Consider the following 7,526-nt stretch of genomic DNA (forward strand, 5'->3'; position numbering starts at 1 on the left):
GCACCGAGGACTCCTCGCTGCAGACCAGCTTCGTGATCGACGACACCTCGGTCGCGACCAGCTGACGTTCGGTCGGTGCGCCGACAGCGCGGCCCCTCGGAGCGCACTCCGAGGGGCCGCGCCGCGGGCGGCGGCCGGTCAGTGCTTCTGCTCCACCCCTCCTCACGTCCGGGGCGGGCAGAGGGCGGTGTACAGGGCGGCGAGCACGGCGTTGGCGGCCGCGTCGGTGGTGGGGGACTCGTTGATGGCGATCGTTGCCTGCCGGCCGCCGGGGGCCGTCGCCGTGACGGTGTGGTGGCCGGCCCGGGTGGAGCCGGTGTGGCCGGTCCAGACGCCGCCGCAGGAGAGGGGTTCGGTGATCAGGCCGAGCCCGTAACGGCCCTCGCTGCCGAGGCGTTCGGGGTCGCCCGGCACGGTGGTGCGCATCTCGGCGAGTTGTGCGGCGGGGAGGAGACGGCCGCCGAGCAGCGCGGCGAGGAAACGGTTGACGTCGGAGGGTGTGGAGATCAGCGCACCGCCCGCGCCTCCGGCCGAGGTGTTCCAGCGGGTGCCGTCGACCCGGACCGGCCCGCCGTCGCGCTCGGCCGTGAAGTAGCTGTGCGAGTGGCGGCCGCGAATGTCCTCCGCCATGCCCGGCCAGTAGGTGTCGCGCAGGCGCAGCGGGTCGATGACGCGCCGGGTGGCCTCGTCCTCGATCGACCGCCCGGTGACCTGCTCGACGACGAGGCCCGCGAGGACGTAGTTGGTGGTCGAGTAGTGCCAGCCGGGCGCGGGGTGCGGCAGGCGAAGCGCCGCTTCGACGAGTTCCCGCGGCTCGAACCGATGGTGGCGCAGCCAGTCCACGTCCGCGTCGGCGAACGCGTCGGCGTGGTCCGGCAATCCACCGGTCTGCTGGAGGAGTTGGCGGACGGTGATGGCGCGCCCGTCATAGCCGCCGCCCTGGACCAGGCCGGGTAGGTGGTCCGCCACGGTGGAGTCGAGCGAGAGCCGCCCCTCGGCGGCGAGTTGGAGGACGACGGTGGCTGTGAACGTCTTGGTGACACTGCCGATGCGCAACCGGTCCCCGGCACTCGCCGGCCGCCCCGTCCGCACCTCGGCGACGCCGCTCGCGCCGGCCCACGTGCCGCAGGCGGGGTCGACGACCTCGACGACGGCGCCGGCCAGCCGGTGCTCGCCGGTCAGGCCGTCCAACGCGCCCTGCAGCGCTTGATGGTTGCCGCAGCGGGGGTGTGCCGAAGTGGCGGAGGCGGCGGCGGTCGGCAGGGTGGCGCCGACGACGAGGGCGAGGGTGAGGGTCGCGGGTAAGGCGTGTTTCTTCATGCGGCCCAAGCTACGTGCGTGTACACCCGTTCGGCGGTCGGGCCACCCCCCCGTCTCGGCCGGGGGACAACCCCCTTGCGGGGGAAAGCACTTGTGCGGGCGGGCGGTGGACGATCGGGGGGTGGCTGCTGTCGGTACCCTGCTGGGGCAACGCGTTTGTGCTCCGCCTCCGAGAGTCCCAAATGACCGAATCCGAAGAAGTCGCAGGCTTCCACCCCGACGCCCCGTAGACCCACAGGTCACGAACTCCGCTCCCCGCGCATGCGGGGATGGTCCCCCGGGCGTGTGGGTGCAGGCCCAGCCCGGCGCCCGCTCCCCGCGCATGCGGGGATGGTCCCTACGACTTTCCGGCGGCGAACGCGGACCGAGACTGCTCCCCGCGCTCGCGGGGATGGTCCCTCTCCTACCAGCGCCCGCAGATGTGATCGGTACTGCTCCCCGCGCACGCGGGGATTGCCCCCACGCAATGGGGGATCGTCCTCCAGCGCTGTGTCATGTGCTGCTCCGGTGGGTGGGGCTGGGGTTGGGGGTGCTGGTGGTGGGGGGCGTCGGTATGATCCGTCGCATGCTGGCGGTGGGGGGCATGTCAACGTGGAGGGTCTAGGGCCGTACGGTCCCGCGCAGGTCGGGCCGTTCAGGGTGCTGGCGGTGCTCGGGCAAGGCGGGATGGGCCGGGTGCTGCTGGGCGGGCGGCTGCGGTGAAGCAGGTGCACGCCGAGTTCGCCGGGGACGACGGGTTCCGGGTGCGCTTCCGGCGTGAGGTGGAGGCTTCGCGGCGGGTTTCGGGTGCGTACACGGCGGCGGTGATCGCCGCCGATCCGGAGGCCGGGACACCCTGGCTGGCCTCGCAGTTCGTGCTGGGGCCGGCGCTGAACGAGGCCCTGCGGGTGGTCGGGGCGTTGCCGGAGGACTCGGCGCGCCGGTTGGCGGCCGGGCTGGCGCAGGCGCTGATCGACGTGCACGGCGCCGGGTTGATCCACCGTGACCTCAAACCCTCCAACGTGCTGCTCGCCGAGGACGGCGTGCGGGTGATCGACTTCGGGATCGCCCGGGCGGCCGAGGGGCAGGACACAAAACTGACCCGCACCGGCGCGATGATCGGCTCGCCCGGCTACATGTCGCCCGAGCAGGTGGAGGGTCGTGAACTGACGCCCGCCAGTGACGTGTTCTCGCTCGGTGCGACGCTCGCGGTGGCCTGTGCCGGTCGTCCGGCCTTCGCCGGGGAGTCGCTGCCGCGGATCCTGTTCGCCGTCCTGCACGCCGAGCCGGAGCTGAGCGGGGTGCCGGTGGGCCTGCGGCCGTTGGTCGCGGCGTGCCTGGCGAAGGATCCGGCGGCCCGGCCGACCCCGCAGGCGGTGCTCGCGGCGCTGGGGAGGATCGAGCCGGCGGCGCGGCCGTGGCCCGAGGCGGTGCACGGCCTGCTCGCGGTGCAGCGGGCGGAGGTCGCCCGGTTGATGGGGGGCGGTGTGCCGTCCGTGTTCCCACCTGCCGCACCCACACAGACCGCGTCCGCGCCGCAGTCCACACCCGCACCCGCGCCCGTTCGTCGGCGTCGGCGCGGCACGCGGATCGCGCTGGCGGTGGGTGCGACGGTGCTGGCGCTCGCCGGGGTCGCGGGCGGGCTGGTCGCCGCCGGGGTGGTGGACCTGGAGGACGTGTTCCCGGAGGCGGTGCCCACGCCCGGGAACGTCCCGCTCGCGCAGGTCAAGGACAAGTACGCGCCGGCGGTGCCGACCTGCGCGGACGCCCGCAGGGTGACGGCACCACCGGAGTTCTCGTCACCGTGGGGCAATCCCGGGACCTGGGAGGCCACGGACACGTACGGGAAGTACCCGGAGAAGTCCTGCCAGTGGAACTCCCGCAGCGGAGACGAGATCAGCATCGTCTGGGACGTCCACCCGAGCGTCCCCGGCGGCGTGAGCGGCGCCGAGCGGGCGAAGGCGCACTACGAGGGCCTCTACATCGGCGGTCATACGCGGGTGACGGACCCCGGCTACGCGGAGGAGGCGTTCTGGCTTCCGGCGAAGTATCTGAGCGACAGCAACTGCGTGCTCTACGTCCGGGACGTCAATCTGTACGTGTTCCTCGCGGTGAAGGGTGCCGCCTACCCGAAGGGGCAGTGCGAGGAGACGACCAAGGCGCTCGCCGCGTCGGCGGTGGAGTTGGCGCAGTACGTGACGGTGAACGGCGCGTCCCCGGACATGTCCGCCACGACGCCGGCGTTCAAGTGACCGGCCCCTCGGGCGCTTCGGGTGCCTCGGGAGCCTCGATGCGGCCGCGCCGGGAGTCCGATCCGGCCGAGGTCGGCCCGTACCGGGTCCTGGCCGAGCTCGGCCGCGGCGGGATGGGCCGGGTGCTGCTGGGTGCGGGCCCGGACGGGCGGCTGGTGGCGGTCAAGCAGGTGCATGAACGGTTCGCCGCCGATGACGCGTTCCGGGCCAGGTTCCGGCGCGAGGTCGCCGCTTCCCGCCGGGTGTCCGGCGCCTACACGGCGGCCGTGATGGACGCCGACGTGGAGGCCGTGACGCCCTGGCTGGCCTCGGTGTTCGTGGTCGGCCCGTCGCTGGCGGACGCGGTGGAGTCCGGCGGGCCGCTGCCCTCGGACGCCGTGCACGGGCTGGCGGTCGGCCTGGCGACGGCCCTGGTGGAGATCCACCGGGCCGGGCTGATCCACCGCGACCTCAAGCCCGGCAACGTCCTGCTCGCCGAGGACGGCGTGCGGGTGATCGACTTCGGGATCGCCCGGGCGGTCGAGGAGGACGCCGAACTCACCCACACCGGCGGGGTGATCGGTTCGCCCGCGTTCATGTCCCCCGAGCAGGCGGAGGGGCGGGCCCTGACCCCGGCGAGCGACGTGTTCTCGCTCGCCTCCCTGCTGGCGCTGGCCCTGAGCGGACGCAGCCCGTTCGAGGGGGCGTCCGCCCTGCGGACCCTCTACAACGTCGTGCACAGCGAGCCGGACCTCGGCGGCGTCGCACCGGAAACGCGTCCGTTCCTGGAAGCCTGCCTGGTCAAGGACCCGGCCGCCCGGCCGACCCCGGCCCGGCTGCTCGAACTCCTCGGCCCGGTCGCCCCGGCCGCCCGGCGGTGGCCGGCCGCGGTGCACACGATGATCACGGCGCAGCAGGCGGAGGTCGACCGGCTGCTGGCCGATCCGGGCCGCACCCTGGTGCTTCGCGCGGGAGCGCCTGTCGCCGTCGGGCCTGTTGTCGCCGCTGTTGTTCAGCCCGAACTGACCGCGCTGCGCACCGTCCTGGACGGATCGGTCACCGGTCCCGGTGCCGCGGTCGACGCTACGTCGGCACCGGAACCGGCACCGGCCCCGCCTCCTCGGCGCCGTCGGCCCACCGCCCTGATGGCCACCGTCGTGCTCGCGCTGGCCGGTCTCGGCGGCGGCGGGTACCTGCTGCTGCGCGACCCGGACGGCGGGGGAGCAGGTACCGGCCCGGCCGTCGCGGACAAGTACCTGAAGGCGCCGATCTGTTCGGAGGCAGCCCCCCAACTGCCGCTGCCCACCGAGCAGCGGCGCACGGAGGACGACCGCTACTTCGAACAGACCACCAACGCCGAGACCCAGTGCGCCTGGTACGGCTCGTACCTGGCGGCCGACGGCCTCCGCTACCGGGACGACACCGCGGCCGCCACCGTGACCTGGAAGATCCGGCGCAGCTCCGGCAGCGACAACGGCACCCGGGTGCAACGGAAGGACTTCTCCGACTTCGCCGAGGGCAAGCGGAACGCCCCCGGCATCGGCGTGGGGGACGACGCGTTCTGGGACGCGCCCGGCCGGGGCGAGAGCTGTTCCCTCGCCGTCCGGGACGGCAACGTCTGGCTCTGGGTGGGCCTGGGCGGGTCGGAGCACCCGGCGGAGCGCTGCGAGGCGCAGGCGGCCGAGGTCGCGCGCGCGGCGCTGGCGGCGATGCCGCACTGAGTGCCCGCGCAGTCGTGTCTTGGTGTTCAGGCGTCCTGGGGCTGGCGGGCGGCCGGGACCGTCGAGTCGGTGGCCCAGGTGGTGAGGAGGTGCAGGGCGGCCTCGGTCGGGTCGTTCGGGACCGGGGTGAGGGTCACCAGGCGCTGGCGTTCCGGGCCGGAGAGGTCGAGGGTCTCGTAAGTGAAGGTGAGCGTGCCCACGGCCGGATGGCGGAAGCTCTTGGTGCCGTGGGTGCGGACCTCGACGTCCGCGCGGGACCAGAGCCGGTGGAAGGTGTCGCTCTCCGCGCGCAACCGGTCGATCAGCCGGGCGAGTTGCCGGTCCTCGGGGAAGCGGCCGGCGGTGGCGCGGAGCTGGCCCACCGTGTCGGCGGCGAGCCGGTCCCACTCGACGTAGAACTCCCTGGCCTCCGGGGCGAGGAAGAGGAACACGGCCAGGTTCCAGCTCCCCGGCGCGGCGGACGCGCCGTGGACGAACAGCCGCTTGGCGACCGGGTTCAGGGCGAGCACGTCCAGGCGGTCGCTCAGCACCATCGCCGGGACCCGCACGTGCTCCAGCAGCCGCACCAGCTCCGGGCGGGCGGTCCCCGGACGGTCCGACTCGGGCCCGCCGGTGGGACGGTCCTTCCGGCCGGGACGGGCGAGGCGGTGCAGGTGCTCGCGCTCCACCCGGTCCAGGCGGAGGACCTCGGCGAGCGCGTCGAGGACCTCGTCGGACGGGTGCTTCGCCCGGCCCTGCTCCAACCGCTGGTAGTACTCGACGCTGATCCCCGCCAACTGCGCCAACTCCTCGCGCCGCAGACCCGGCACCCGCCGCCGTCCACCGCCGCGCAGCCCGGCGCTCTGCGGGGTGATCAGCGCCCGGCGGGCCTGGAGGAACTCCCCGAAATCATGGTGATCGTCCATGCGGGCCAGTATGACCGGTGCTGAATGGCCGGTGCCGAGGGTGGCCCTGGCAGTACCCGTATCAGTGGGGCCTGGGCGGTCGGGCGTGGCCCCGACAGGCTGGGGCTTGTTCGAGGGAGCCCCGGGCTCCCGCACCACCTCACCTGCTTAGGGACACCCCATGTGCCACCCCACCGACAGCCGCCCGCCCGCCGCCCCGTTCACCACCGGAGCGGTCGCCGAGGAGGGCCGGCTGGAGATCACCGCAGCCGACGGCAACCGGTTCAACGCCTTCCGCGCGGCCCCGTCCGTCCCCAACGGCCGCAGCATCCTCCTCCTGCCGGACCGGCGCGGCCTGCACCCGTTCTACGAGGACCTCGCCCGACGCTTCGCCGAGGCCGGCTTCCAGGTCATGGCCTTCGACTTCTACGGCCGCTCGGCCGGCCTGACCCCCCGCGACGCCGACTTCGACTGGGCAGTGCACATGCCGCTGCTGGAGCCCGCCCACGTCGAGGCCGACGCGGCGGCGGCGCTGACCAAGCTGCGCGAGTGGACCGACGCCCCGGTCTTCGGCGTCGGCTTCTGCCTCGGCGGCTCCTACTCCTGGCGCCTGGCCGCCGCCGACCTCGGCCTCTCCGGCGCGGCGGGCTTCTACGGCGTGCCGCGCTTCTTCGGCGACCGGACGGAGCAGCTGACGGCGCCGCTGCTGATGCTGCTGGCCGGCGAGGACGTGGTGACGACGCGGGAGGAGTTCGCGGAGTTCACCGGGGGTCTCGAGCGTGCGGGCAAGCAGTACGAGATGAAGGTCTACGAGGGCGCCCCGCACTCGTTCTTCGACGACAGCGACGAGGACTGGAGCGAGGCGTGCACGGACGCCTGGCACCGCCTGCTGGCCTTCACGGGGGTACGGGTCGGCGAACCGGCGGCGTGAGGGAGGTGGCCTTGCCCGGCCCACCGAGGCGAACTCGTTGGGCCGGGCCCCGCAGCGTCGGCTTGAGCGGGCAGCGTAGGCTTCGGTTGCCCCTGAGGGCTTCCGGGATGGTGATGTACCAGATGTCCGATTCTCAAGAAGTTGCGAAATCCGGCTCCCTCGCCGCTTGAACGCGGAGGTCACGCACTCTGCTCCCCGCACACGCGGGGATGGTCCCTGCGGGATGGTGATCATGTCGGCCTTGATGGTCTGCTCCCCGCACACGCGGGGATGGTCCCCGGCAAGCACAGTTGGATCGGTGGTGGCGGCGCTGCTCCCCGCACACGCGGGGATGGTCCCGGGATCTTCAGGTAGGCGTCACGGTTCTGGTTCTGCTCCCCGCACACGCGGGGATGGTCCCGCCACCGAAACGACCCCGCCGCGCCCCGTTTCCTGCTCCCCGCACACGCGGGGATGGTCC

Annotated in this window: 5 protein-coding genes and 1 CRISPR repeat array; of the genes, 3 read left to right on the plus strand and 2 right to left on the minus strand. The window is 73.5% G+C overall.

All coding sequences use genetic code 11. From position 1 onward, the window contains the following. Window positions 1-162: 162 nt before the first annotated feature. Window positions 163-1,320, minus strand: a complete 1,158-nt coding sequence (locus VR45_RS26515) for a serine hydrolase domain-containing protein (protein WP_052709396.1) — start codon at window positions 1,318-1,320, stop codon at window positions 163-165. A gap of 698 nt (window positions 1,321-2,018) precedes the next feature. On the opposite strand from VR45_RS26515, the gene VR45_RS42705 reads away from it, so the two are divergent. Together VR45_RS42705 and VR45_RS26525 are read left to right on the plus strand one after the other, a co-directional pair. Next, window positions 2,019-3,551, plus strand: coding sequence for a serine/threonine-protein kinase (locus tag VR45_RS42705; RefSeq protein WP_052709397.1), 1,533 nt, complete (start codon window positions 2,019-2,021; stop codon window positions 3,549-3,551). A 38-nt stretch (window positions 3,552-3,589) separates the two neighbouring features. Further along, window positions 3,590-5,251, plus strand: coding sequence for a serine/threonine-protein kinase (locus VR45_RS26525; RefSeq protein ID WP_045942353.1), 1,662 nt, complete (start codon window positions 3,590-3,592; stop codon window positions 5,249-5,251). Between the two features lie 26 nt (window positions 5,252-5,277). On the opposite strand, the gene VR45_RS26530 is transcribed toward VR45_RS26525, so the two are convergent. Then, window positions 5,278-6,156: a helix-turn-helix transcriptional regulator gene (locus tag VR45_RS26530; protein ID WP_045942354.1), complete on the minus strand. Its 879-nt coding sequence runs from the start codon at window positions 6,154-6,156 to the stop codon at window positions 5,278-5,280. A gap of 160 nt (window positions 6,157-6,316) precedes the next feature. Here VR45_RS26530 and VR45_RS26535 point away from each other — a divergent pair, with 160 nt between their 5' ends. Continuing rightward, window positions 6,317-7,066 (plus strand): dienelactone hydrolase family protein, encoded by a 750-nt coding sequence (locus VR45_RS26535; protein ID WP_045942355.1) that lies wholly within the window; start codon window positions 6,317-6,319, stop codon window positions 7,064-7,066. A gap of 188 nt (window positions 7,067-7,254) precedes the next feature. Further along, a CRISPR array of direct repeats spans window positions 7,255-7,525; the repeat unit is 27 nt; unit sequence CTGCTCCCCGCACACGCGGGGATGGTC. Window position 7,526 lies beyond the last annotated feature (1 nt).

The organism is Streptomyces sp. NRRL S-495, from assembly GCF_000966955.1.
Classification (GTDB): Bacteria; Actinomycetota; Actinomycetes; order Streptomycetales; family Streptomycetaceae; genus Kitasatospora; species Kitasatospora purpeofusca.